23 protein-coding genes, 5 tRNA genes and 1 other annotated feature are annotated in these 25,408 nt (G+C 43.9%); all 28 genes read right to left on the bottom strand.

The features are described 5' to 3' along the window. Nucleotides 1-50: 50 nt before the first annotated feature. Nucleotides 51-1,253 carry an elongation factor Tu gene (tuf, locus tag ABFY19_RS01025; RefSeq protein WP_418791405.1) on the bottom strand — a complete coding sequence of 401 codons (1,203 nt, stop codon included), beginning with the start codon at nt 1,251-1,253 and terminating at the stop codon, nt 51-53. Between the two features lie 82 nt (nt 1,254-1,335). After that, entirely contained in the window at nt 1,336-3,411 is a 2,076-nt protein-coding gene (gene fusA, locus ABFY19_RS01020) for an elongation factor G (protein ID WP_418791417.1), read from the bottom strand. Nucleotides 3,412-3,463: 52 nt separating this feature from the next. Further along, nucleotides 3,464-3,937 (bottom strand): 30S ribosomal protein S7, encoded by a 474-nt coding sequence (gene rpsG, locus ABFY19_RS01015; protein ID WP_418791416.1) that lies wholly within the window; start codon nt 3,935-3,937, stop codon nt 3,464-3,466. A 68-nt stretch (nt 3,938-4,005) separates the two neighbouring features. Next, nucleotides 4,006-4,380 (bottom strand): 30S ribosomal protein S12, encoded by a 375-nt coding sequence (gene rpsL / locus ABFY19_RS01010; RefSeq protein WP_418791415.1) that lies wholly within the window; start codon nt 4,378-4,380, stop codon nt 4,006-4,008. A gap of 100 nt (nt 4,381-4,480) precedes the next feature. Next, nucleotides 4,481-4,732 (bottom strand): ribosomal L7Ae/L30e/S12e/Gadd45 family protein, encoded by a 252-nt coding sequence (locus ABFY19_RS01005; RefSeq protein WP_418791414.1) that lies wholly within the window; start codon nt 4,730-4,732, stop codon nt 4,481-4,483. Between the two features lie 48 nt (nt 4,733-4,780). After that, the gene (rpoC, locus tag ABFY19_RS01000; protein WP_418791413.1) at nt 4,781-8,251 is read right to left on the bottom strand and encodes a DNA-directed RNA polymerase subunit beta'; all 3,471 of its coding nucleotides are present in this window, start codon (nt 8,249-8,251) and stop codon (nt 4,781-4,783) included. 59 nt (nt 8,252-8,310) lie between these two features. Next, a complete protein-coding gene (gene rpoB / locus ABFY19_RS00995; RefSeq protein ID WP_418791412.1) occupies nt 8,311-11,658 on the bottom strand; it encodes a DNA-directed RNA polymerase subunit beta in 3,348 nt (1,115 codons plus the stop codon). Nucleotides 11,659-12,082: 424 nt separating this feature from the next. Further along, entirely contained in the window at nt 12,083-12,463 is a 381-nt protein-coding gene (rplL, locus tag ABFY19_RS00990) for a 50S ribosomal protein L7/L12 (RefSeq protein ID WP_418791411.1), read from the bottom strand. 93 nt (nt 12,464-12,556) lie between these two features. Then, complete coding sequence (gene rplJ / locus ABFY19_RS00985) at nt 12,557-13,087, bottom strand: 50S ribosomal protein L10 (protein ID WP_418791410.1); 531 nt, start codon at nt 13,085-13,087, stop codon at nt 12,557-12,559. 48 nt (nt 13,088-13,135) lie between these two features. Then, nucleotides 13,136-13,274: a sequence feature (ribosomal protein L10 leader region), on the bottom strand. Between the two features lie 70 nt (nt 13,275-13,344). Then, entirely contained in the window at nt 13,345-14,040 is a 696-nt protein-coding gene (rplA, locus tag ABFY19_RS00980; RefSeq protein WP_418791409.1) for a 50S ribosomal protein L1, read from the bottom strand. 138 nt (nt 14,041-14,178) lie between these two features. After that, complete coding sequence (rplK, locus tag ABFY19_RS00975; protein WP_418791408.1) at nt 14,179-14,604, bottom strand: 50S ribosomal protein L11; 426 nt, start codon at nt 14,602-14,604, stop codon at nt 14,179-14,181. A 71-nt stretch (nt 14,605-14,675) separates the two neighbouring features. Then, nucleotides 14,676-15,218 (bottom strand): transcription termination/antitermination protein NusG, encoded by a 543-nt coding sequence (nusG, locus tag ABFY19_RS00970; RefSeq protein WP_418792508.1) that lies wholly within the window; start codon nt 15,216-15,218, stop codon nt 14,676-14,678. A 118-nt stretch (nt 15,219-15,336) separates the two neighbouring features. Then, nucleotides 15,337-15,726, bottom strand: coding sequence for a preprotein translocase subunit SecE (gene secE, locus ABFY19_RS00965; RefSeq protein WP_418791407.1), 390 nt, complete (start codon nt 15,724-15,726; stop codon nt 15,337-15,339). An 84-nt stretch (nt 15,727-15,810) separates the two neighbouring features. Further along, the gene (gene rpmG / locus ABFY19_RS00960) at nt 15,811-15,960 is read right to left on the bottom strand and encodes a 50S ribosomal protein L33 (protein ID WP_418791406.1); all 150 of its coding nucleotides are present in this window, start codon (nt 15,958-15,960) and stop codon (nt 15,811-15,813) included. A gap of 254 nt (nt 15,961-16,214) precedes the next feature. Beyond that, nucleotides 16,215-17,417 (bottom strand): elongation factor Tu, encoded by a 1,203-nt coding sequence (gene tuf, locus ABFY19_RS00955; RefSeq protein ID WP_418791405.1) that lies wholly within the window; start codon nt 17,415-17,417, stop codon nt 16,215-16,217. Nucleotides 17,418-17,723: 306 nt separating this feature from the next. Continuing rightward, a tRNA-Met gene (locus tag ABFY19_RS00950) sits at nt 17,724-17,800 on the bottom strand. Between the two features lie 5 nt (nt 17,801-17,805). After that, nucleotides 17,806-17,881, bottom strand: a tRNA-Thr gene (locus ABFY19_RS00945). 91 nt (nt 17,882-17,972) lie between these two features. Then, nucleotides 17,973-18,048 (bottom strand) — tRNA-Met (locus ABFY19_RS00940). Nucleotides 18,049-18,123: 75 nt separating this feature from the next. Then, nucleotides 18,124-18,208, bottom strand: a tRNA-Tyr gene (locus ABFY19_RS00935). Nucleotides 18,209-18,216: 8 nt separating this feature from the next. Beyond that, nucleotides 18,217-18,292, bottom strand: a tRNA-Thr gene (locus ABFY19_RS00930). An 89-nt stretch (nt 18,293-18,381) separates the two neighbouring features. Next, nucleotides 18,382-19,026 carry an RNA polymerase sporulation sigma factor SigH gene (gene sigH / locus ABFY19_RS00925; RefSeq protein WP_418791404.1) on the bottom strand — a complete coding sequence of 215 codons (645 nt, stop codon included), beginning with the start codon at nt 19,024-19,026 and terminating at the stop codon, nt 18,382-18,384. A gap of 272 nt (nt 19,027-19,298) precedes the next feature. Further along, nucleotides 19,299-19,805, bottom strand: a complete 507-nt coding sequence (locus ABFY19_RS00920) for an NYN domain-containing protein (RefSeq protein WP_418791403.1) — start codon at nt 19,803-19,805, stop codon at nt 19,299-19,301. Beyond that, nucleotides 19,805-20,548, bottom strand: coding sequence for a 23S rRNA (guanosine(2251)-2'-O)-methyltransferase RlmB (rlmB, locus tag ABFY19_RS00915; RefSeq protein WP_418791401.1), 744 nt, complete (start codon nt 20,546-20,548; stop codon nt 19,805-19,807). The genes ABFY19_RS00920 and rlmB overlap by 1 nt, the downstream gene beginning before the upstream one ends. Before the next feature lie 18 nt (nt 20,549-20,566). Then, nucleotides 20,567-21,241 (bottom strand): FAD-dependent thymidylate synthase, encoded by a 675-nt coding sequence (thyX, locus tag ABFY19_RS00910; RefSeq protein WP_418791400.1) that lies wholly within the window; start codon nt 21,239-21,241, stop codon nt 20,567-20,569. Continuing rightward, entirely contained in the window at nt 21,238-21,660 is a 423-nt protein-coding gene (locus ABFY19_RS00905; protein WP_418791399.1) for a Mini-ribonuclease 3, read from the bottom strand. The genes thyX and ABFY19_RS00905 overlap by 4 nt, the downstream gene beginning before the upstream one ends. A 21-nt stretch (nt 21,661-21,681) precedes the next feature. Continuing rightward, nucleotides 21,682-23,142, bottom strand: a complete 1,461-nt coding sequence (cysS, locus tag ABFY19_RS00900) for a cysteine--tRNA ligase (RefSeq protein ID WP_418792506.1) — start codon at nt 23,140-23,142, stop codon at nt 21,682-21,684. Beyond that, nucleotides 23,129-23,809: a serine O-acetyltransferase gene (cysE, locus tag ABFY19_RS00895; protein ID WP_418791398.1), complete on the bottom strand. Its 681-nt coding sequence runs from the start codon at nt 23,807-23,809 to the stop codon at nt 23,129-23,131. The genes cysS and cysE overlap by 14 nt, the downstream gene beginning before the upstream one ends. 28 nt (nt 23,810-23,837) lie before the next feature. Continuing rightward, nucleotides 23,838-25,301: a glutamate--tRNA ligase gene (gene gltX / locus ABFY19_RS00890; protein WP_418791397.1), complete on the bottom strand. Its 1,464-nt coding sequence runs from the start codon at nt 25,299-25,301 to the stop codon at nt 23,838-23,840. Nucleotides 25,302-25,408 lie beyond the last annotated feature (107 nt).

Raw genomic sequence — 25,408 nt, 5'->3', positions numbered from 1 at the left:
GCGATTCCGGTATTATCCCGGAATCGCACACTAAATAGGTTTACTCAAAATTACTTTGAAATTGCGCTTACCACACCGGCGCCTACGGTCCGGCCACCCTCGCGGATAGCAAAACGGAGGCCTTCCTCAACAGCAATCGGGGTAATTAGGTCTATGTCAATCTTGATGTTGTCACCTGGCATTACCATCTCAACACCCTCAGGCAGGGTAACAATTCCGGTAACATCTGTGGTCCTGAAGTAAAACTGCGGGCGATATCCCTGGAAAAACGGGGTATGGCGGCCGCCTTCTTCCTTGGTCAGAACATAAACCTCGGCCTCGAACTTGGTATGGGGGTTTATGCTCCCCGGCTTTGCCAGTACCTGGCCGCGCTCGATTTCCTTACGATCCACACCACGCAGCAGGCAGCCAACATTGTCTCCGGCCTGTGCATGATCCAGCAGCTTACGGAACATCTCTACTCCGGTTACTACTGTCTTCTTGCGTTGATCTGTCATCCCGACTATCTCTATTTCATCACCAACTTTTACGGTGCCCCTCTCTACACGGCCCGTGGCAACTGTTCCACGACCGGTGATAGAAAATACATCTTCTACCGGCATCAGGAACGGTTTGTCAATATCACGTTCCGGAGTCGGGATATATGAATCTACCGCTGCCATCAGCTTCCAGATTGAACCGCACCATTCACAGTCAGCATTGCCGCAGCCGCATTCCAGGGCTTTTAATGCCGAACCGGATATAATCGGAATATCATCCCCCGGAAACTCGTATTCTGTCAGCAGTTCACGTACTTCCATTTCTACCAGTTCCATTAGTTCTTCGTCATCTACCTGGTCTGCTTTATTCAAATAAACTATGATGTAAGGAACCCCTACCTGACGGGCCAACAGGATATGCTCCCTGGTCTGGGGCATCGGACCGTCTGCCGCAGATACTACCAGAATAGCACCATCCATCTGCGCCGCTCCGGTAATCATGTTCTTTACATAGTCAGCGTGTCCCGGGCAGTCTACGTGAGCATAGTGCCGGTTCTCTGTCTCGTACTCAACGTGCGCGGTATTAATGGTAATTCCTCTTTCCCTCTCTTCAGGGGCATTATCAATCTCGTCATACTTTTTAACTGTACTCCAGCCCTTTGTTGACATACATATTGTGATTGCCGCTGTAAGGGTTGTCTTGCCATGGTCAACGTGACCAATAGTCCCTACGTTAACGTGAGGTTTGTTACGTTCAAATTTTGCTTTTGCCATTTTTTATCTTTCCTCCTTAAATCCTTGTAAAAAGTAATTATTTATTCAGCCGGTAACTAAAGCTGCCGGCCCGCTGCCAACTTTATCCCTGCCTTTTGGCTATAATGGCTTCTGCGATATTCTTGGGCACTTCCTCATAATGAGACATTTGCATGGTATATACCCCCCGGCCCTGCGTCTTGGACCTGAGGTCCGTAGCGTACCCAAACATTTCGGATAGTGGAACAAAGCCTCTGATTACCTGTGAATTCCCCCTGGGCTCCATACCTTCTATCTTGCCACGACGGGAGTTGATGTCACCCATAACGTCACCCATATATTCTTCAGGTACTACCACTTCAACTCTCATAACAGGCTCAAGAATAACCGGCTTTGCCTTTGCAGCTCCACTTTTAAAAGCCATGGAGCCGGCAATCTTAAACGCCATTTCGGAAGAATCAACATCGTGATATGAACCGTCATACAGGGTGGCCCTAATATCTATTGCCGGATAACCGGCAACAATACCGTTTACCATAGCTTCCTTTATCCCGGTCTCTACCGGAGCAATATACTCTCTTGGCACCACACCACCAACGATTTTGTTGACAAATTCAAATCCCTGCCCAGGTTCAAGGGGCTCCAGTTCAATCCAAACGTGCCCATATTGACCACGTCCGCCTGACTGTCGAACAAACTTACCCTCTGCCTTAACCGCATTCTTGATGGTCTCTTTAAAAGCAACTTGAGGACGGCCAACATTGGCATCAACTTTAAATTCCCTAAGCATCCTATCCACAATTATCTCCAGGTGAAGTTCTCCCATTCCTGAAATAATTGTTTGTCCGGTCTCAGTGTCTGTATGAGTCCTAAAAGTAGGGTCTTCCTCCGAAAGTCTCTGCAGTGCTATGCCCATTTTTTCCTGATCAGCCTTTGTTTTAGGTTCAATGGCAACATCAATAACCGGTTCGGGAAACTCCATCTGTTCCAAAATAATAGGAGACTTTTCATCACAAAGGGTATCTCCTGTAGAGACATCCTTAATGCCAACCGCAGCAGCTATATCCCCCGTAAATACCTCAGTGCGTTCTTCCCTGTGATTTGCATGCATCTGAAGAATCCGCCCGATTCTTTCTTTTTTGCCTTTTGATGAATTAAACACATATGAACCCGACTTAAGTACCCCTGAATAAACTCTGAAGAACGCTAATTTGCCTACATACGGGTCAGCCATTATCTTGAAAGCAAGAGCGGAAAAAGGCTCCTTATCACTTGCTTCCCTCTTATCCTCTTCATCTGTATCAGGATGAATTCCCTTAATTGCAGCGACATCAACAGGAGCGGGCATATAATCTACTACTGCATCCAAAAGGGGTTGAACCCCTTTGTTTTTAAAAGCAGAGCCACATAGTACCGGAATCATTTTCACAGCAATAGTTGCCTTCCTAATCGCCTTTTTCAATTCATCTTCGGTTATTTCTATACCTTCTAAGTACTTCATCATAAGGTCTTCGTCTGTTTCGGCAAGTGCTTCCACAAGCTTTTCCCTGTACTCGGCTGTCAAATCTACCAATTCTTCGGGAATAGCTGTTTTTTCACTGGTAGTACCAAGGTCGTCTGTATAAACTAAGGCCTCATTAGTAACCAAGTCAATAATCCCACGGTAATTATCCTCAGCACCTATAGGGATTTGCAAGGCTACGGGGTTAGCCCCCAGCCTTTCCTTAATCATATTAAGCCCCTTAAAAAAATCAGCCCCTATACGGTCCATCTTATTTATAAAAGCTATCCGGGGAACCCGGTATTTATCTGCCTGCCTCCAAACAGTCTCTGACTGGGGTTCAACACCGCCAACCGAGCAGAAAACTGCAACAGCCCCGTCAAGAACCCGTAGTGATCTTTCCACCTCAACCGTAAAGTCCACGTGCCCAGGTGTGTCTATAATATTAATACGATGGCCTTTCCACTGGCATGTTGTCGCTGCCGAAGTAATTGTAATCCCACGTTCCTGTTCCTGAACCATCCAGTCCATGGTAGCAGCTCCGTCATGTACTTCGCCGATTTTATGAACTCTTCCTGTATAAAATAATATTCTTTCAGTTGTTGTTGTTTTTCCGGCATCAATATGGGCCATTATACCAATATTGCGAGTATTTTCTAAAGTAAATTCTCTGGCCAATTCTAATCCTCCTTTCTACCTTGAGGTGAAAACAAAGCAGAACAAATAACAATTACCATCTATAGTGAGCAAAAGCCTTGTTGGCTTCAGCCATCTTGTGAGTATCTTCTTTCTTCTTAACGGAAGCACCGGTACTGTTCGCGGCATCCATTATTTCGCCGGCCAGTTTCCCTTCCATCGTTTTTTCTCCGCCACGCTTACGGCTATACATAACCAGCCAGCGCAGACCTAAGGTTTGCCTGCGGTCTGAACGAACTTCAATAGGTACCTGATAATTAGCTCCACCAACCCTGCGAGCCTTGACCTCAAGAATCGGCATGATATTTTTCATAGCAGCTTCAAAAACCTCTAATGCATTTTTGCCTGTTTTTTCTTCAATCATTTTAAAAGCATTATAGCAAATATGTTCTGCGGTTCCTTTTTTTCCATCCAGCATAACCTGGTTAATCAGCTTGGTTACAACCTTGCTGTTGTAAATCGGGTCAGGAAGTACCTCCCTCTTGGGAATAGAACCTCTTCTAGGCATCAATTTTCCCCCCTTAAATCAATATTTTGTAAATATAAAAGTATATTAGAACAATAAATTAGATACATTTACTTCTTAGGCCTCTTGGCTCCGTATTTGGACCGGCCCTGGTTCCGGTTCTGCACTCCGGCAGTATCCAGCGCGCCGCGCACAATATGATATCTTACGCCCGGAAGGTCCTTTACCCTTCCTCCCCTAACCAAAACAACGGAGTGTTCCTGAAGGTTATGACCAATTCCCGGAATGTATGAAGTAACCTCAATACCGTTGGTTAATCTTACCCTGGCTACTTTGCGCAGTGCGGAATTAGGCTTTTTAGGCGTAGTAGTATAAACCCGGGTACAAACACCCCTTTTTTGCGGAGACTCTTTAAGAGCCGGCGCTGTAGATTTCTTTTCTGTAACTTCTCTTCTTTTGCGTACTAACTGACTGATGGTAGGCATCCAGTGCACCTCCTTCCTGTATAATACAAAAAATAGAATAAGCCCCTCACCGAAGCAAGGGGCATAAAACTGACAATCCTTACCCCAAAGCCGGCACGATTTAACATTCAACAACAGCCGCAGCAGCACAGCCAACTTCTATACCGCAGGCTTTACCCAGATCCTTCATAAAATCAACTTGAACAACCTGAATATTTTTGGCCTGACATATCTGAATCAAAGGCCTGATAACATGCTGTTCTGCATCCAAAGCTACAAAAACCGTTTTGGCCAACCCTTTTTCCAAGGCCTTAAGAGTTTGTTTAGTGCCAACAGTCTTCTTGCTTGCTGTTGATAAACTGCTCAAGGGCACTATAACCCCTCCCCTCAGAATTCCAGACACTTAAAAATGATACCACCTTTAGATGTTGCTGTCAAGGTTTTTTGGCTCCTGTTCCTGGACCTCGGGAATAATTTTAATATTTCTGTATCTCGACATACCTGTACCGGCCGGTACCAGTTTACCGATAATAACATTTTCCTTCAGACCAAGCAGCGGATCTAACTTGCCTTTAATTGCCGCTTCGGTAAGAACACGGGTCGTTTCTTGAAACGATGCCGCTGATAAGAATGAATCTGTTGCCAATGAAGCCTTTGTAATTCCAAGTAGTACCGGCCTTGCTGTTGCAGGTTGACCATCTGCAGCTATGGCAGCAACATTCTCTTCCTCAAAATCAAAGATATCAATCAATCCTCCAGGTAAGAGTTCTGTATCACCAGGGTCTTCAATTTTAACCTTGCGCAGCATCTGACGAACCATTACTTCTATATGCTTGTCATTAATATCAACACCCTGCAGACGGTATACACGCTGCACCTCATGAACCAGATACATCTGCACTCCCTTAAGTCCTTTAATTTTAAGCATGTCGTGCGGGTTTACCGAGCCTTCCGTTAATTCGTCTCCTGCTACAACAATCTTGGCTTCTTTTACTTTAAGGCGTGCTCCATATGGTATCTGGTAAGCTTGTTTCTCACCGCTGTCGTTGATAATTTCAATTTCCTTACGTCCCTTTACTTCCTGAATCCTTACCTGACCATCGATCTCTGCAATAACAGCCTGACCCTTGGGTTTCCTAGCCTCAAACAGTTCTTCAACCCGCGGCAGACCTTGAGTAATATCATCTCCTGCAACACCACCGGTATGGAATGTCCGCATCGTAAGCTGTGTCCCAGGTTCACCAATAGACTGGGCGGCAATAATACCGACAGCCTCACCAATATCAACCTGTCTGCCAGTAGCCAGATTACGCCCGTAACACTTCTTACAGACACCATACCTTGTTTTGCACGTCAGTACTGAACGAATTCTGACTTTAGTAATACCGGCTTCGATTATCCTTATCGCTTTACTTTCTGATATCTCCTGATCAGCCTCGATTATGAGTTCTTTTGTTTGAGGGTCTACGATTCTTTCAGCAGAAGCCCTTCCTATGATGCGGTCTTCCAACTTTTCTATAGACTCATTACCGTCTTTTATCTCTTCAACTTCAATGCCGTTTGTTGTCCCACAGTCATCTTCACGAACTATCACATCCTGGGCAACATCTACAAGACGCCTGGTAAGGTATCCGGAGTCAGCAGTCCTTAAGGCGGTATCGGCAAGACCCTTTCTGGCCCCATGTGTTGATATAAAGTACTCCAGAACTGTAAGTCCTTCACGGAAATTGGCTTTAATAGGCAGGTCAATAATTCTTCCTGACGGATCTGCCATAAGTCCCCTCATCCCGGCCAACTGCCGGATTTGCTGGATATTACCCCGAGCGCCTGAATTAGCCATCATATAAACCGGATTGAATTTATCCAAAGTGCGAAGGAGCGCCGCGGTAACATTTTCGGTGGCCTCATTCCAAATTCCAATTACCTTATTATAACGCTCATCTTCGGTTATTAAGCCCCTTCTGTACTGTAGTTCAACAGTTTCTACAACTTTTTCGGATTCAGCTAAAATATTTTTTTTCTCATCAGGAATAGTAATATCTTCAATGCCAATGGTAATTCCGGCACGTGTTGCATATGAATAGCCCAGTCTCTTCAACCCATCAAGCAGTGATGCCGTCTGGGCATATCCAAGGTCCCTATAAACCCTGGCAACTATATTGCCAAGAACTTTTTTGCTGGCCACTTCATTTATATAACCAATTTCTTTAGGAATAACCTCATTGAAAATGGTCCTTCCCGTTGTTGTTTCCAGAAGGGAACCGTCTTTACGCCGTACTTTTACCCTGGCATGCAGTGATACACTGCCCGTAAGATAAGCCATTACAGCTTCTTCAGAATCCTTAAATACCCGCCCTTCTCCTAATGCACCCTGTCTCTCAATAGTCAGGTAATAACATCCCAGTACCATGTCCTGTGTAGGAATTGCTACCGGACGCCCATCCTTAGGATTCAAAATATTGTGTGCCGACAGCATTAACAGCCGGGCTTCAGACTGGGCCTCAGCAGAAAGAGGCACATGAACAGCCATCTGGTCCCCATCAAAATCTGCATTATATGCAGTACATACCATCGGATGAATCTGAATGGCCCTGCCTTCAACCAGTACCGGTTCAAAAGCCTGAATTCCCAGCCTGTGAAGGGTAGGTGCACGGTTTAGGAGAACCGGGTGCTCTTTAATAACTTCTTCAAGGACATCCCATACTTCCGGGCGAACACGTTCAACCATTCTTTTAGCGCTTTTAATATTATGGGCAAAACCATCGTTTACAAGTTTTTTCATCACAAAAGGCTTGAAAAGCTCTAAAGCCATTTCTTTAGGTAAACCACACTGGTGAAGCAGCAATTCCGGTCCGACAACAATAACTGAACGCCCTGAATAATCAACCCTCTTGCCCAATAGGTTCTGACGGAACCGCCCCTGTTTCCCTTTGAGCATATCACTAAGGGATTTTAGCGGCCGGTTGCCGGGCCCGGTTACCGGACGCCCGCGCCTGCCATTGTCAATCAAAGCATCCACAGCTTCCTGAAGCATCCTTTTTTCATTCCTGACAATAATGTCAGGGGCTCCCAGATCTAATAGTCTTTTTAACCTGTTATTACGGTTAATTACCCTTCTATAAAGGTCATTCAAGTCCGAGGTAGCAAACCGTCCTCCGTCTAATTGGACCATAGGCCGTAATTCCGGAGGAATAACCGGGATAACATCCATCACCATCCACTCCGGACGGTTACCTGACTTCCTGAATGCTTCAACAACTTCCAGCCTGCGGATTGCCCTGATTTTTCGCTGCCCGCTGACCTCTTTAAGCTCCTGGCGCAGTTCTTTAGCCTGCTTATTCATCTCAATTTCTTCAAGGAGAAACTTGATTGCATCTGCTCCCATGCCTGCCTTAAACAGGTTACCGTATTTTTCCTTATAATCACGGTATTCTGTTTCAGTAAGCAGTTGTTTTTTCATTAAAGGAGTTTCCCCTGGATCGATTACAATATATGAAACAAAGTAGAGTACTTTTTCCAGGGATCTCGGGGACATGTCAAGCAAAAGTCCCATCCGGCTCGGTATGCCTTTAAAGTACCAGATATGGGATACCGGGGCTGCCAGTTCAATATGACCCAGCCGTTCCCGTCTAACTTTGGATCTTGTTACTTCAACACCACACCTGTCACAGACAATACCTTTATACCTTACCCTCTTGTATTTACCGCAATGACACTCCCAATCCCGGGTAGGTCCAAAAATACGTTCACAAAATAAACCGTCGCGTTCCGGCTTTAATGTCCGGTAATTTATAGTTTCAGGCTTCTTAACCTCTCCACTGCTCCATGCCCTAATCTGCTCCGGAGAAGCCAAACCAATGCGCATCCGGTCAAAATTATTTACATCCAACAAAGGGCCACTCTCCCTTCACCGTTTTTATTTTAAGCCGACCGTAAAACATTGGATTTGATCTAATCCTCATCATCAAATTCAAAGTTTTCGTCAAGAAACTCTTCATCAAATTCCTCAGAGTCTTCTTCTGTTTCATCACTCGGTGAATCATAGCTGTCCTCACTTTCCTGCTCACCCTGGATGTCAATCCCCAACTCCTTGGCAGCTTCACTCACATCATCTTCCGCTTCCTTAATTTCTATTTCCTCATCCTGCTCTGAAAGAACCTTGACATCAAGCCCCAGACTCTGCAATTCTTTGATAAGAACCTTGAACGATTCCGGTACTCCCGGCTCGGGTACATTTTCACCCTTTACTATCGCTTCATATGTTTTGACACGGCCTACGACATCATCTGATTTGACAGTTAATATCTCCTGGAGCGTATAGGCAGCACCATATGCTTCCAAAGCCCAGACTTCCATTTCCCCAAAGCGCTGACCGCCAAACTGTGCTTTACCGCCAAGAGGCTGCTGTGTAACCAATGAATACGGCCCTGTCGATCTAGCATGTATCTTATCATCAACTAAGTGAGCCAGTTTGAGCATATATACGTAACCAACTGTTATCTGGTTGTCAAAAGCCTGTCCCGTACGCCCGTCAAACAAAAGTGATTTCCCAGCAGGAGGCAGCCCAGCCTTTTGCAATGTTTCCAGCACATCATCTTCAGAAGCACCGTCAAATACCGGAGTAGCCATGTGAACTCCCATTGCCTTAGCAGCCCATCCCAAATGTGTTTCCAGTACCTGCCCCAGGTTCATCCTGGAAGGAACACCCAGAGGATTAAGCACAATTTCTATTGGAGTTCCATCTGGCATAAAAGGCATATCCTCTTCAGGCATAATCCTGGCAATAACACCCTTGTTACCGTGACGTCCTGCCATCTTATCTCCTTCAGAGATTTTTCTCTTCTGTGCTATGTAAACCCTTACAAGCTGGTTAACACCAGGGGCCAGTTCATCACCATTTTCTCTAGAAAATACTTTGACATCAACTATTTTACCTGCTTCACCATGGGGAACCCTCAAGGAAGTATCCCGTACTTCTCTTGCCTTTTCGCCAAAAATTGCCCTAAGAAGCCGTTCCTCTGCTGTGAGTTCAGTTTCGCCCTTAGGAGTAACCTTGCCCACAAGAATATCAGCCGGCCTCACTTCTGCCCCGACTCTTATAATTCCTCGTTCATCAAGGTCTTTAAGTACATCTTCCCCGACATTTGGTATATCCCTGGTAATCTCTTCAGGACCAAGCTTGGTATCCCTGGCATCACATTCATATTCTTCAATATGAATTGAAGTAAAATAATCTTCTTTGACTAATTTTTCACTAATAAGAATGGCATCTTCGTAGTTATAGCCCTCCCAAGGCATGAATGCCACCAATACATTACGTCCCAAAGCAAGTTCACCCATCTCGGTAGAAGGGCCGTCAGCAATTACTTCACCTGCTTCTACCCTTGCCTGTGACTGCACAATTGGCTTCTGGTTCATGCAAGTTCCCTGGTTAGACCTGGTAAATTTCATTAAAGTATATTTATCGGTGTTGCCGCCATCAGTTTTTATAACAATCTCATCAGCAGTTACTTTATGTATAATACCTGGATTCTTAGCTACCACCACAACTCCGGAATCAGTTGCCGCCTTGTGTTCCATACCGGTACCTACAAGAGGTGCTTCGGTGCGCAGCAGTGGAACAGCCTGCCTCTGCATGTTGGACCCCATCAAAGCCCGGTTGGCATCATCATTTTCCAAGAATGGAATAAGAGCTGTAGCGATACTGACAACCTGTTTGGGTGATACATCCATATAGTCAACTTTGTCGCTGGGGACAACCATGATTTCGTGTCCATGCCTCACATTTACCTTGCTTTTAACAAATCTCTTTTCATCATCAAGCAGGGCATTAGCCTGAGCAATAACATAGTTATCCTCCTCATCAGCAGTGAGGTACTCTATATGAGCGGTAACCTGGCCCTTTTCCTTATCTACTTTCCTGTAAGGAGTTTCTATAAAGCCATATTCATTGATCCGTGCAAAAGTACTCAGTGACCCTATTAGGCCAATGTTAGGACCCTCAGGAGTCTCTATAGGACACATCCGGCCATAATGAGAGTGATGTACGTCACGGACCTCAAACCCTGCCCTCTCCCGACTTAAACCTCCTGGGCCCAGTGCGCTGAGGCGGCGCTTGTGAGTCAGCTCGGCAAGCGGGTTTGTCTGGTCCATAAACTGCGATAGCTGGCTGCTGCCAAAAAATTCCTTTATGGCTGCAACAACAGGCCTGATATTAATCAAAACCTGAGGTGTAATTACATCAACGTCTTGAATAGTCATCCGCTCACGAACGACTCTTTCCATTCTCGATAACCCAATACGGAACTGGTTCTGCAGCAGTTCTCCCACTGACCTAAGCCTGCGGTTTCCCAGGTGATCGATATCATCACCCCGGCCTTCCCCATCGATAAGATCAAGCAGGTACCTAACTGCGGCAATAATATCGTCTTTGGTTAAGTTACGTACTTCAGGAGCAACTTGAACCTTCAATTTCTTGTTTAGTTTGTATCGTCCCACACTGGCTAAGTCATATCTCTTTGGATCAAAAAACAGTGTTTCCAGCAGCGACCTGGCACTTTCCACCGTAGGCGGTTCTCCAGGTCTGAGCCTTTTATATATCTCAACAAGAGCCTCTTCTTCGGAATCTGTATTATCCCTCTCCAAAGTAGCCCTTATTCTCTCATCATCTTTAAAAAGTTCGAGTACCTTTGCATTAGATCCATGACCCAATGCCCTAATCAAAACTGTTGCCGGAAGTTTTCGGGTTCTATCAATACGTACAAATATATTGTCATTAACATCTGTCTCGAACTCCAACCAGGCACCCCTATTAGGAATTATGGTGGCATTATAGAGCCTTTTTCCGGAAGTATCTCTCTGCTCTGCATAATAAACACCGGGAGAACGCACCAACTGACTGACAATAACCCTTTCAGCACCATTAATAATAAACGTACCCTTTTCTGTCATCAGCGGGAAATCCCCCATAAATACTTCCTGTTCCTTGACTTCCCCGGTATCCTTGTTAATTAGGCGGACCTTCACCCTTAAAGGCGCAGCATATGTAACGTCCCGCTCTTTACAGTCCTCCACACTGTACTTGGGCTCCCCAAGGGTATAGTCTACAAATTCAAGGATTAAGTTGCCTGTAAAATCCTGAATGGGGGAAATATCATAAAACATTTCTCGAAGTCCTTCATTGAGAAACCAGTCATATGAATTTTGCTGGATCTCAATAAGGTTGGGCATTTCCAATACTTCCTGAATGTTAGCGAAGCTCCATCTCTCCCTTTTCCCCACCTTGATCGGATAAACCATTAAGACCTTCACCCCTTAACAAAAAGTAACTAGTACTTGAGAACAATTTCTTAAAGATAAACACTTAAAAGCAAGGCTTAATATTAAACCTCGCTTTATACCTTTGTTTATTTACATTCTTAAATCTTAGAAATACATCCGGCATCTATTTACTATTCCCTGCAAATGATATAAGTATACATGAAATCCCTTAGAAATACCGGTGTTTCCGGATTTCTAGTATAATTGCATTATTTAATGATAGCATAATAAGGTATTTGTGTCAACAACTTCTACCCACTTATTTGGCTTTTAGACTTTTAGTTTATAATCTGACAGTTAAACGCCGCTTGTGCTCCGGCTTCTAAAAGCAGGAGATAAGCGGCGCTAAAATCCTGAAAAACAATTTCTAATGTGATTTAGAACAAATAATCAGCTTAACAGATTACTTAAGTTCTATACTGGCACCGGCTTCCTCAAGTTTTGCTTTGATGGACTCAGCTTCTTCCTTGCCAATTTTTTCCTTGACAGGCTTCGGAGCCTCATCAACAAGAGCTTTTGCTTCTTTTAGGCCAAGTCCTGTTATTTCGCGAACAACTTTGATAACATTTATTTTCTTTTCCCCTGCACTCTTCAGGATTACATCGAATTCGCTCTGCTCTTCTTCAGCGACGGCTCCAGAAGCACCGGCAACCGGAGCAGCTATTGCAGCTACCGGAGCAGCAGCGGTAACACCGAATTCGTCCTCAAAAGCTTTAACTAATTCAGCAAGTTCCAGTACGGTTAAACCTTTAACAGCTTCCAAAATTTCATTAACTTTAGACATTTATAATTCCTCCTTAAAAATCTGTTGAATTTTATTGTTAGCAGTCAATTACAGACAGCTAAATAATTGAAAGAGCGGATTTATCAACTCATGTTATGCTTCAGCAGATGCCTTCTGCTCCCTGACTGCATCAAGCACATAAACAAGATTTCGCAGCAATCCTTGTAAAGCACCTGCAAATCCATACATTGGGGATTGCATAGACCCAAGCAGCTTTGCCAGGAGTACTTCCCTAGACGGAAGGTCAGCCAATGCCTTGACACTGTTTGCATCAAGAACCCTGTTTTCAAGGATACCGGCCTTAATTTCCAAAGCTTTATGCTGTTTACTAAATTCAGAAATAATTTTTGCGGGAGAAACCGGGTCTTCAAAACTAAAGGCTATAGCCGTCGGCCCTTCCAAGACGGGCTCCAGACCTTCCAGACCAATATCGTTAGCAGCAATCTGGATAAGAGTGTTTTTCAGTACTTTATATTCTATACCAGCCTCTCTGAGTTTTGTCCTCAGTTCGGTAACTTCAGCGACATTTAGTCCCCTATAGTCTGTAATAACAGCCCCTTGCGTCCTCTGGAGTCTATCTTTGATTTCTTCAACCACCTGCTTTTTTGCATCAAGATTTAACAATAATTCCACCTCCTTGACAATAACCTTGTTAGCCTGTCCTGGGAAACTTTTTGAAATAATTAAAGACTGCGGCAGATAACCGCAGCCTGAAATTCAAACAATAAGTTTAATTCAGAACCCCAGCCTCGGTTGGCAAACATTAAGCCTTTATGGCACCAACTATCTACAGCCCAATTCAGATTATATATTTATAACACTACAGCACACATTATATACTAATAACATCAGTTTGGTCAACACTTACTTTACTGTCTTAATTACTTTACTGCCTTAAGAGGGTTAATCTTAACACCCGGTCCCATTGTCGAGGATACCGTTATGCTCTTCAAATAAGTCCCTTTGGCAGCAGCCGGTTTAATGCGAATAAGGGTTTCCAGCAGGGTGGTGAAATTTTCTACGAGCTTTTCGGTGTCAAAGGAAACCTTCCCGATAGGGGCGTGTATAATACCGGCCTTATCGGTCCTATACTCGATTTTCCCGGCTTTAACTTCTTTTACAGCCTTATCAACATCAAAGGTAACAGTTCCTGTTTTCGGGTTTGGCATAAGTCCTCTGGGACCAAGCATCCGACCCAGCTTACCTACTGCTCCCATCATATCAGGAGTAGCTATGGCAACATCAAAATCAAGCCAGCCACCCTGAATTTTTTCTACCAAATCTTCTGCACCCACTTCATCAGCTCCGGCATTTTCAGCTTCTTTTTGTTTTTCGCCCTTCGCAAAAACAATTACCTTTGCTGTCTTCCCAGTACCATGGGGCAATACTACGGCTCCCCTTATCTGTTGATCAGCGTGCCTGGGATCTACCCCAAGCCTGACAGCTACTTCAACAGTTTCATCAAACTTCGCAATAGCAGTTGTCTTGACAAGAGAAATTGCCTCTGCAGTCTCTAATAATGTATCACGGTCAATATTCTTTAATGCATCCTGATACTTTTTGCCGTGTTTAGGCATTACATATATACCTCCTTTGTGGTTATAACGGAATCATCCTCCCACTTTTATGGCTAACAGCCGGTTAACCCGGTTTGCTCATAACTGTCAGAGTTACGTTACTTTTTAATCTGTGATTTGCTAAATTACTTAGCTTAACTAGCCTTCGATTTCGATTCCCATGCTGCGGGCAGTTCCTTCAAGCATTCTCATGGCAGCCTCAATGCTGGCAGCATTCAGATCTTTCATCTTAAGTTCAGCAATTTCACGCACCTTATCACGTGATAACTTGGCAACTTTTTTCTTGTTCGGTTCCCCGGAAGCAGTCTCTATTCCAGCTGCCTTCTTTAACAGCACCGAAGCAGGCGGGGTTTTTGTAATAAAGGTAAACGACCTGTCTTCAAAGACTGTAATTTCAACAGGAATTATCAGACCAGCCTGGTTAGCAGTTCTTTCATTATATTCCTTACAAAATGCCATAATGTTAACACCATGCTGACCAAGTGCCGGACCAACCGGAGGAGCCGGAGTAGCTTTGCCTGCGGAAACCTGTAACTTAATCATTCCTACTACTTTTTTTGCCATGGTTCTACACCTCCTTATATACAATGTGGTAAGACGGGCAAATGGCAAAATGCCCTCCCACTTACAGGCACTTATGCGTCTTCAATCTGGGTATACTCCAACTCAACGGGAGTTTCCCGACCAAACATAGAAACAAGTACTTTTAACTTGCCTTTCTCGGGATGGTTTTCCTCAATTATACCTACAAAATTCTCAAAAGGTCCTGAAATCACCCTGATATTTTGTCCAACCCGGTACATGGTTTTAGTCCTCGGTTCTTCCACTCCCATTTGCTTCAATATCAACCTTACCTCCGACTCGTGAAGCGGAATCGGCTTTGTCCCAGAGCCAACAAATCCTGTGACCCCGGAAGTATTGCGCACTACATACCACGAATCGTCTGTCATAATCATTTCTACCAAGACATAACCGGGAAACACCTTACGCTTGATAATCTTCTTTTTTCCATCTTTGATCTCCACTTCATCTTCCATAGGCACCAAAATCCGAAAAATTTTGTCACCCATGTTCATGGAATCTACTCTTTTTTCCAGGTTAGCCTTAACCTTGTTTTCATATCCTGAATAGGTATGTATTACGTACCATTGTTTATTGTTTTCTATATTACCATCCATAACACAAGGGACCTTAGCCAAAGGCCCCCCACCCCCTCAAATCTATTTCAGGTATTTTGGGTCAACAGCGATATCAAATAACTGAGTTAAACAAAATACCAAGTGTAAACATGGACACTTAACGTATCACAAAACTAAGCAATTTACTCAGTATTCCGTCAATAGCAAATATAAGAACGGCTACAATACTCACTGCAACCAAAACTACACTGGTAAACGATATGATTTCACGCCTGTTTGGCCAATGAACCTTTTTTAGCTCATTCCAAGCACCTTTTAAAAACTTCTTAATACTGGCAACAGTTGTTTGTCCCCTGCCAGCCACGGAAGATCCTGCTGCTTTAGCTGGTTTAGCATCCTTTTTGACAGGCATTTTTGGGGCCTGGGACTTATCCCCTTCATTGCGCTTAATAGTGTCCTTTTTGTTAGACTTAACACCGTTTTTTTTGGGTGATTGTTTTTTCTTTTTAACATTTTCTTGGTTCTGTTCCTGGTTAGTTTCGACCATGTTCTCCCACACATCCTTAATACCATTTTTTCCATGTGGTGCAAACGAAGAAATCTTTAACTGTTAATTTGCGAAATTTCATATTTACTTGGTTTCTTTATGAAGTGTATGACTACGGCAGAATTTACAGTATTTCTTCATTTCAATTCTCTCGGAATTGTTCTTTTTATTTTTATTGGTCTGATAATTCCTGTTCTTACATTCCAGGCAAGCGAGCGTAACTCCAACTCTCATTTTAAAACACCTCCCACAACAATAAACCGGATACGCTGCCAGGTTTTTTTACTTATTTTTTAGGCAATAAAAATAAACCCGCAAAACCGGTTACCTCAACAATTTATCACAATTAATTTTTGATGTCAATAGTTTAATGTAACACATGTTCATAGTTTACCTGTTTTTTCATTTTTTATAACAATATGGCCAAAAATAACTAGTTCAGGTGGAGTTTTACACTCCACCTGAAGTTTGATTAAGGTATGTTTTTTTTACTTTGAAATTGCGCTTACCACACCGGCACCTACAGTCCGGCCACCCTCGCGGATAGCAAAACGGAGGCCTTCCTCAACAGCAATCGGGGTAATTAGGTCTATGTCAATCTTGATGTTGTCACCTGGCATTACCATCTCAACACCCTCAGGCAGGGTAACAATTCCGGTAACATCTGTGGTCCTGAAGTAAAACTGCGGGCGATATCCCTGGAAAAACGGGGTATGGCGGCCGCCTTCTTCCTTGGTCAGAACATAAACCTCGGCCTCGAACTTAGTATGGGGGTTTATGCTCCCCGGCTTTGCCAGTACCTGGCCGCGCTCGATTTCCTTACGATCCACACCACGCAGCAGGCAGCCAACATTGTCTCCGGCCTGTGCATGATCCAGCAGCTTACGGAACATCTCTACTCCGGTTACTACTGTCTTCTTGCGTTGATCTGTCATCCCGACTATCTCTATTTCATCACCAACTTTTACGGTGCCCCTCTCTACACGGCCCGTGGCAACTGTTCCACGACCGGTGATAGAAAATACATCTTCTACCGGCATCAGGAACGGTTTGTCAATATCACGTTCCGGAGTCGGGATATATGAATCTACCGCTGCCATCAGCTTCCAGATTGAACCGCACCATTCACAGTCAGCATTACCGCAGCCGCATTCCAGGGCTTTTAATGCCGAACCGGATATAATCGGAATATCATCCCCCGGAAACTCGTATTCTGTCAGCAGTTCACGTACTTCCATTTCTACCAGTTCCATTAGTTCTTCGTCATCTACCTGGTCTGCTTTATTCAAATAAACTATGATGTAAGGAACCCCTACCTGACGGGCCAACAGGATATGCTCCCTGGTCTGGGGCATCGGACCGTCTGCCGCAGATACTACCAGAATAGCGCCATCCATCTGCGCCGCTCCGGTAATCATGTTCTTTACATAGTCAGCGTGTCCCGGGCAGTCTACGTGAGCATAGTGCCGGTTCTCTGTCTCGTACTCAACGTGCGCGGTATTAATGGTAATTCCTCTTTCCCTCTCTTCAGGGGCATTATCAATCTCGTCATACTTTTTAACTGTACTCCAGCCCTTTGTTGACATACATATTGTGATTGCCGCTGTAAGGGTTGTCTTGCCATGGTCAACGTGACCAATAGTCCCTACGTTAACGTGAGGTTTGTTACGTTCAAATTTTGCTTTTGCCATTTTTTATCTTTCCCCCTTAAATCCTTGTATTGGTTTTTTATTTATATTTATTTCAATTTATCCTTCAGGCAAATACACAAATAAGCCCATCTTAAAAAAGCTTTGCCAATTTTGGCAGTTTTTATGTATTGCGGATTTTCGAATCCCGGTTAGAAAATTTGGACTATTAAGTGTTTGTATTTCTACATATACCTAAAAATTCCTTCAATTAATCCTTCCTATCTGCTAAAAAGCCACGATACAGTATTTTATCGCGGCTAATAGATTATTCAATATATACAACAAACATAGTTTGTCAAGTTATCTTGGTAGCGGCGAAGGGATTTGAACCCCTGACACTGCGGGTATGAACCGCATGCTCTAGCCAACTGAGCTACGCCGCCATGAATGGAGCTGCTAACCGGGATTGAACCGGTGACCTTATCCTTACCAAGGATACGCTCTACCTACTGAGCTATAGCAGCAAATAATTTCAGTAAATAGTTTTATTAAGACTTGTTCATTAAAAAGTTAGCGGAAAAAGTAAACCGCCAACAAAACAAGATTGCTTTTATTTGGTTGCGGGGGAAGGATTTGAACCTTCGACCTTCGGGTTATGAGCCCGACGAGCTACCAGCTGCTCTACCCCGCGACATTAATTTATATAAGTTGTCCCTAGCATATACCAGCTGTATAAAAAATATTCGCCGGTCATAAACAAACTGAATGGTGGAGGGAGAAGGATTTGAACCTTCGAAGGCTGAGCCGGCAGATTTACAGTCTGCTCCCTTTGACCACTCGGGAATCCCTCCAGATAAAATGGAGCCGACGATGGGACTCGAACCCGCAACCTGCTGATTACAAGTCAGCTGCTCTGCCAATTGAGCTACGTCGGCGACTGACAAAATCCATTATACAATGTTTCAAACTACAGGTCAACTATTTTTTTATGTTACAAAACGGAGTTATTTCCGGTTATTTCTCGTTAGTTTCCCCTTTTTTCCAGATACCTTTCAAGTTTCCTTTTTACTCTCTGCAGCGCATTATCAATTGACTTGACATGTCGCTTTAAGTCAACTGCAATCTCCTGGTATGACTTACCTTCAAGGTAAGACATAAGAACCTTCCATTCAAGAGAACTGAGGATTTCACCCATCTTTTCTTCAATATCATCAAACTCTTCCCTGCTGATAATCAATTCCTCAGGATCAGTAATCTTAGAACCTGAAATCACATCCAGCAAGGTACGGTCGGAATCTTCATCATAAATTGGTTTGTTAAGTGATACATAAGAATTAAGCGGAATATGCTTTTGGCGGGTTGCAGTTTTAATAGCAGTTATAATCTGCCGGGTTATGCAAAGCTCAGCGAAAGCCCTAAATGACGAGAGCTTGTCCGACTTAAAGTCGCGTATGGCTTTATAGAGGCCAATCATCCCTTCCTGAATAATATCCTCTCTGTCTGCTCCTATCAAAAAGTAAGAACGAGCTTTAGCACGCACAAAGTTCTTATACTTATTAATAAGGTACTCTAGAGCGCTATCTTCACCATCTTTGGCGAACTCCACGATATCCTCGTCCAACATAACGTCATAGGTGTCAAAGACTTCTCTTTGTGCACTAAGACTCATTAAAAATCGCCTCCGCTCCACTTTAAATAGCAGTACCCGAAACGCTTGCCCCTTTAACAATCCTGAACAGATATTAAATTATAACTTAAAAGAACCTCTTACATAATAAAATGTCCCGCAATCACATTAGCCAGAACACCGTCACTGATATTATGAAAACAATCACTTGCTAATTTACATAACCTAATTATACATAATGGGCTAACTCTCGTCAAGGAGCGAACTCAAAAAACAGGGTGAAAAACCCCATTTTACGCCAAATTCGCAATATTCTATTTTTGTCGACGGAGTCTCTCAAGATACTCTTTGACTTTATCATCAAGGCGGCCGCCAAGGTCCCTCCGAACTCCAGGCAATTCCAAATATGGATGATTTAATTTACGCAGTGCTTTAATTTCCTCTTCAAGTTCCCTGGCAGATAAACGAACCGCCCCTTTACCAAATACCATCCTTTGCTGGGCCCAGTCGGAAGTGGCTACAGTGATCCTATTACCTTCCCCAACCTGCCCTGCAAATTTCTCAATAACCATATCTGCCGTTTCTCCCTCAGCAGTGTATACCACTTCAACACCATTGACTATCTCTCTTGAGCCGGTTCCCTTTTTTACATGATGAGCATCGAAGACAACCATGACCTTAACCCCGCTTGACGCCTGATAATCACTCATTATATCCAGAAACCGCACTCTGGCATGGTCTAGGTCTTTCACAATCATATCCTTTAGGCTGGGCCATGAATGAATTATATTATAACCATCCACCAAAAGATATTCAGTCATTATATATTTACCTTTTCCTTTTGTCTTAATATCTCATAACAGAGAACTGCTGCAGCAACCGAGGCATTAAGTGAATTCACCTGGCCCTTCATAGGAATACTTACAATATAATCACACTTTTCCTTTATTAAACGGGAAATACCCCGACTTTCGCCACCAATCACACATGCCAGAGCCCCTGATAGCCCCTTACTCTGCCATATTACTTCACCATCAATATCGGCGCCGACAACCCATAACCCTTCCTTTTTCAGCATTTCCAGAGTCCGTGCCAGATTCACTACCCTGGCTACCGGAACGTATTCCACGGCTCCTGAAGATGCTTTAGACACTGTTCCGGTAAGGCCGGTTGCCCTGTGTTTCGGAATAATAACACCATGAACCCCGACAGCATCTGCAGTTCTTAATATTGCTCCAAGATTGTGTGGGTCCTCAATTTCATCCAGCACCAAAATAAACGGTGGGTCTCCTTTCTGGCGGGCAGCCTCCAGAATGTCCTCAACATCCACGTATTCCATAGCAGGTACCAGAGCAACCACCCCTTGGTGGTTTTGACCTCCTGTCATATTATCCAGGGCATTTCGTTCAACCTCTTGGACAGGAACCCGAGCCTTCTTAGCCCTTGATATTATTTCTACAATAGATCCTTTGCCTGCACCTTTAGCCACAAGAACTTTGTGAATCTGTCTGCCGCTTTTCAGGGCTTCCATAACGGGATTACGACCCAATATATAATCAGACATTTAATTATCCATCTCCTGTCAATCCTTTTTCAGTTTGTCTATTTTGCCACACGACATCGGGCCTTCCGGGCAAAACCCCTTAGTAATACATGGCGGGCCTGCTTTAGCAAATAATCCTGGTGCTGCTTTTTTTACCTCTGCTAACATCTGGTTAGCAAGTTTCCGGATTTCCCACTGAGCCCGTTCACAGCACCTGTGTTCAAAAAAATTATACAAGGAACGACAGTTAAAGGTCAGCACAATTTTTGTTTCACAGGCATTTGGCAGCACATATCGCGCATCCTCATGATGTACCATCAATGCTAACTGTTTATATGCTGAACCGATTTGCTTCATTATATTAGTAAATAATGCAACAGCTTCGGGATTCTTGTTTATAGATGGTGGAACAATATATTCAAAGTCATCAAGCTTAACATAACGCTGTGACTGCTGAGAGTAGGAGGCAATCCTATGTCTTACCAGCTGATGTGTTAAAACCCTGCTGACACCCTCTGCAGAAAATGTAAAAGAAACATGCTCAGTTGGCGACCAATGCCCCAGCTGAATCAGCATTTTCAGGAAACGATCGATCTCTGCTTGATCAAGATTATCCTGAATGTGCTCCGATCCCACCGGGGAATAACATAGCTTCGCGGCTGCAGCCACTGTCCTGTCGGGATTAGGTGTATGGTTAATTAATTGTACTCTCAATTGTTATTGTCCCCCTCTACAGAAGATAATACAATTTCACAGGCAGCACCAAATATTTCATCAATACGTTCTTCTCTCCCACAAAAGAAAAGGTAGCCTATCAAAGTTTCCAAAGCAGTTCCATGCCTATAATCCGATATAGACATGTTTTTGGGTGCTGAACCTGATTTGGCATTTCTGCCCCTTCTAACCACAGCTGCTTCCTCTTCAGATAAGTTATCACAAATAGCGTGCAATATCCTTGCCTGTGTTGCTGCATTAACAAACTCCACAGCTTTTTTATGAAGTGAGTCAACTTTGGAATAGCCGCATGATATAAGATATTTCCTAACATATAACTCATATACAGCATCACCGAGGTATGCGAGAACAAGGGCAGGTATGCCAGCCGGGTTCTCCTTTATGTGGTGTTTTTTCATGGATCAGCCAGCTCCTGTTTGCTATTTCAACTTCCAGCGTACTCCCTGAGGAGTATCTTCTATTACTATTCCAATTTCCTTAAGCTTGTCACGAATGGCATCAGCTATTGCCCAGTCCTTGCGGGAACGGGCTTCCTGCCTTATATCTATTATCAGGTCCATCAGCTTATCTGCCATATCAGATTCGTTTCTGCAATCTGCGGTACCCGTTTCGAACAACCCAAGTACCCAGCCCAGCCTGTTAAAAGTGTCCTGAGCCTTTTCCAAGACTTCTTTCACGACAAACGGTAGTTTCCGGCCTACATATGTATCCAGTTTTTTGCCAAAAGCGTTAGCTTCCCTTGCCAGGTCAAACAGACTGGCAACAGCTAGGGCTGTATTGAAATCATCATCCATAGCTTCCCGGAAATCCTGTTCCGCTTTGACAATTGCTTCATTAAAAACAGCAATTTCGCTGTTCAAAAAGAGGTCAGAAGCTTCAAAACTGATGCTGTTCTGTAAAGCTGTAATATTATTCAGGGCATTGTGCAGCCTGGAAAGACTCTTTTTATTCATCTCAAGTTTAGTATCATCAAAATCTAGCGGGCTCCTATAGTGAGTTGAAATCATGTAAAATCTAACAACTTCCGGGTCATATTTATTAAGAATTTCACGCACAGTAAAAAAGTTGCCAAGAGATTTAGACATCTTTTCTTCATTTACCGTAATAAAACCATTATGCATCCAATACCTGGCAAAAGGACCACACCCAGCAAAAGCCTCTGCCTGGGCAATCTCATTTTCATGATGCGGGAACACCAGGTCAAAACCGCCGCCATGAATATCGAAACCCATGCCCAAGTACTTGTTGGCCATAGCGGAACACTCTATATGCCACCCAGGGCGCCCCTTGCCCCACGGGCTTTCCCACCAGGGTTCCCCAGGTTTGGCCGCCTTCCAGAGAACAAAATCCATAGGATGTCTCTTTCGTTCATCAACATCAACCCTTGCTCCTGCCTGCATATCTTCCAGTTTCCGCCCTGACAGTTTCCCATATCCATTAAATGTACCTACTGAAAAATAAACATCCCCATCTTTTTCATAAGCATACCTATTATCAATAATTCTTTGAATCATATCAATTATTTCAGGCAAATGGTCACTAACTCTTGGGTGGTTATTAGCCGGTCTCACCCCTAGGGCCCCAGCATCTATATAATATTCCTTAATATATTTTTCGGCCAGTTCCAGGGCATCCATTCCTTCTTCAACTGCCCTGTTAATAATTTTATCATCTATATCGGTAAAATTCTGGATGTATTTTACATCAAAACCAAGGTACTCAAAATACCTCCTGACAGTATCAAAAACAATTAACGGCCTGGCATTACCCAGGTGTATCAGGTTATAAGTTGTAGGTCCACAGACATACATCTCCACCTTGCCGGAATTACGCGGCACAAACTCTTCTTTACGGTTAGTCAAAGTATTATAAATTCTCACCGTCATTGCCGGGCCCCCTTGTTTCCTCTATTCTTCTTTCAAGCCGTCCTACCTTACGCTGCAAACAAAGTATCATCTCAGCAACCGGATCAGGCAGGTCTTCATGATGGAGGTCTATAATATCCTCTACATTCATATCGGCAATATTAATTCCATCCCTGATAACTACTTTCCCGGGAATGCCAACAACAGTAGTATTTGGGGGGACATCTGCCAATACTACCGATCCTGCCCCAATCCTGGTATTATCCCCAATTTTAATGTTTCCCAGGACCTTGGCACCTGCACTGATAACCGCATTATTTCCTACCGTGGGATGCCGTTTCCCCTTTTCCTTTCCTGTCCCGCCAAGGGTCACTCCCTGGTAAATGGTAACATTGTTGCCTACTTCAGCTGTTTCACCGATTACCACACCTATGCCATGGTCTATAAACAGGCCTTCTCCGATACAGGCCCCGGGATGAATTTCTATACCGGTCACAAACCGAGAAAACTGTGAAATAATCCTTGGCAGCAGTATCAAGCCTTTTTTATATAAGTAATGGGCTAAGCGGTGGAACAAAAGAGCATGCAGCCCGGGATAAGCAAGCAATACCTCTAATAAACTCTTGGCAGCCGGGTCACGTTCAAAAATAACCTTGATGTCTTTTCTAATCCTGTTAAACAATTTTTAAAATCCTCCTCAGCCGCCCATATCAGTCCTTTAGACCTACAGTCTGTGCCAGCCTGACCAGAACCCTATCCCTTCCCAGGACAGGAATAATATAAAACAACTCCGGTCCATGTGTCTGCCCTGTCAGGGCAACCCTGAGCGGCATATATACTTTTTTGCCGCCTAGCTTGAGTTCTTTAGTCAGTGCCTTAAGAAGTCCTTTAGTACTTTCTGGGGTTAGTTCCTCTGCTTCTGTTATTTTTCGCCGGAAAGCACGCATAACCTCAGAAACTTCCAGTTCCTTTAGAACTGCACCGGCTGCTTCATTTTCCATTTTCACATGATCATCAAAGTAAACCTTCACGTGATCCGTTATCTGGGCAACATACTCCAGCTTTTCCTGGACAGAGGCAACTATCATTTTCAGCCATTCATAACTGTCAGGAGTAATCTCTCCGGTTATATATCCCGCTTCACGAAGAAACGGAATAGCCATATCTGTGATTCTCCCTACATCACTATTCCGTATATATGACCCATTTAACCAATTAAGCTTGTCGATATCAAAAACTGCCGGATTCTTGGCAACCCGGTCCAAAGAAAACTGCTCCACCAACTCTTGTAAAGTAAATATTTCTTCCTCCCCCACAGGAGACCAGCCTAAAAGAGCTAAAAAATTAACCAACGCTTCAGGAAGATAACCCTTACTCCGGTACTCTTCAATAGACGTGGAGCCATGTCTTTTACTCATTTTACTGCGATCCTTGCCTAGAATCAGGGAAACATGAGCAAAATACGGAGCCCTGAGGCCAAGTGCGTTATAGAGCAACAACTGGCGCGGGGTATTCGATAAATGCTCTTCACCCCTGATTACATGAGTAACTTTCATCAATGCATCATCCAAAACAACAGCGAAATTATAAGTAGGAATCCCGTCAGATTTCACAATGACATAATCCCCGATACCATTACTTTCAAATATAACATTACCCCTGACCAAATCCTGAACAATTACATTCTCGTTGTCCGGGACCCGAAATCTAATGACCTTTTTCCTGCCTTCCGCTTCCAGCCTGTTCCTTTCGTCCTCAGACAGGCTGCGGCATTTGCCCAAGTAACGAGGCAAATCTCCTTTTGCCATACATGCTTCGCGTTCAGCAGCAAGCTCTTCCTCGGTACAATAGCAATAGTATGCTTGTCCACTATCCAGCAACCTCCCGGCTGCTTGGGTATAAGTATTTAATCGTTCCGTCTGCCTGTAAGGGCCGTGTTCTCCACCCTTTGCAATACCTTCGTCCCAATCCAGACCAAGCCACAATAATGAGTCCAGGATGTTTTCCTCAGATTCGATACTGGACCTGTCCAGATCCGTATCTTCGATCCTTACTATCATCCGGCCTCCGTGTTTCCTTGCCAGAAGCCAGTTAAAAAGCGCTGAACGAGCGCCACCTATATGTAAAGGCCCGGTCGGGCTCGGAGCAAATCTTACCACTATAGAATTATCCATCAGTCAGAAACCTCCTTAAAAACTCTAACACATTATACCATTTTATCCTTCCCTTAATCAACAGAAAAACCTGCTGAAAAAAAGCCCCTATTTCCTTTTGAAATAAA

It is taken from the genome of Phosphitispora sp. TUW77 (assembly GCF_048453025.1).
Taxonomy (GTDB): Bacteria; Bacillota; Thermincolia; order Thermincolales; family UBA2595; genus Phosphitispora.
Note: the sequence above shows the minus strand (reverse complement) of the source record. Positions and strands in the feature narration are given on the sequence as shown.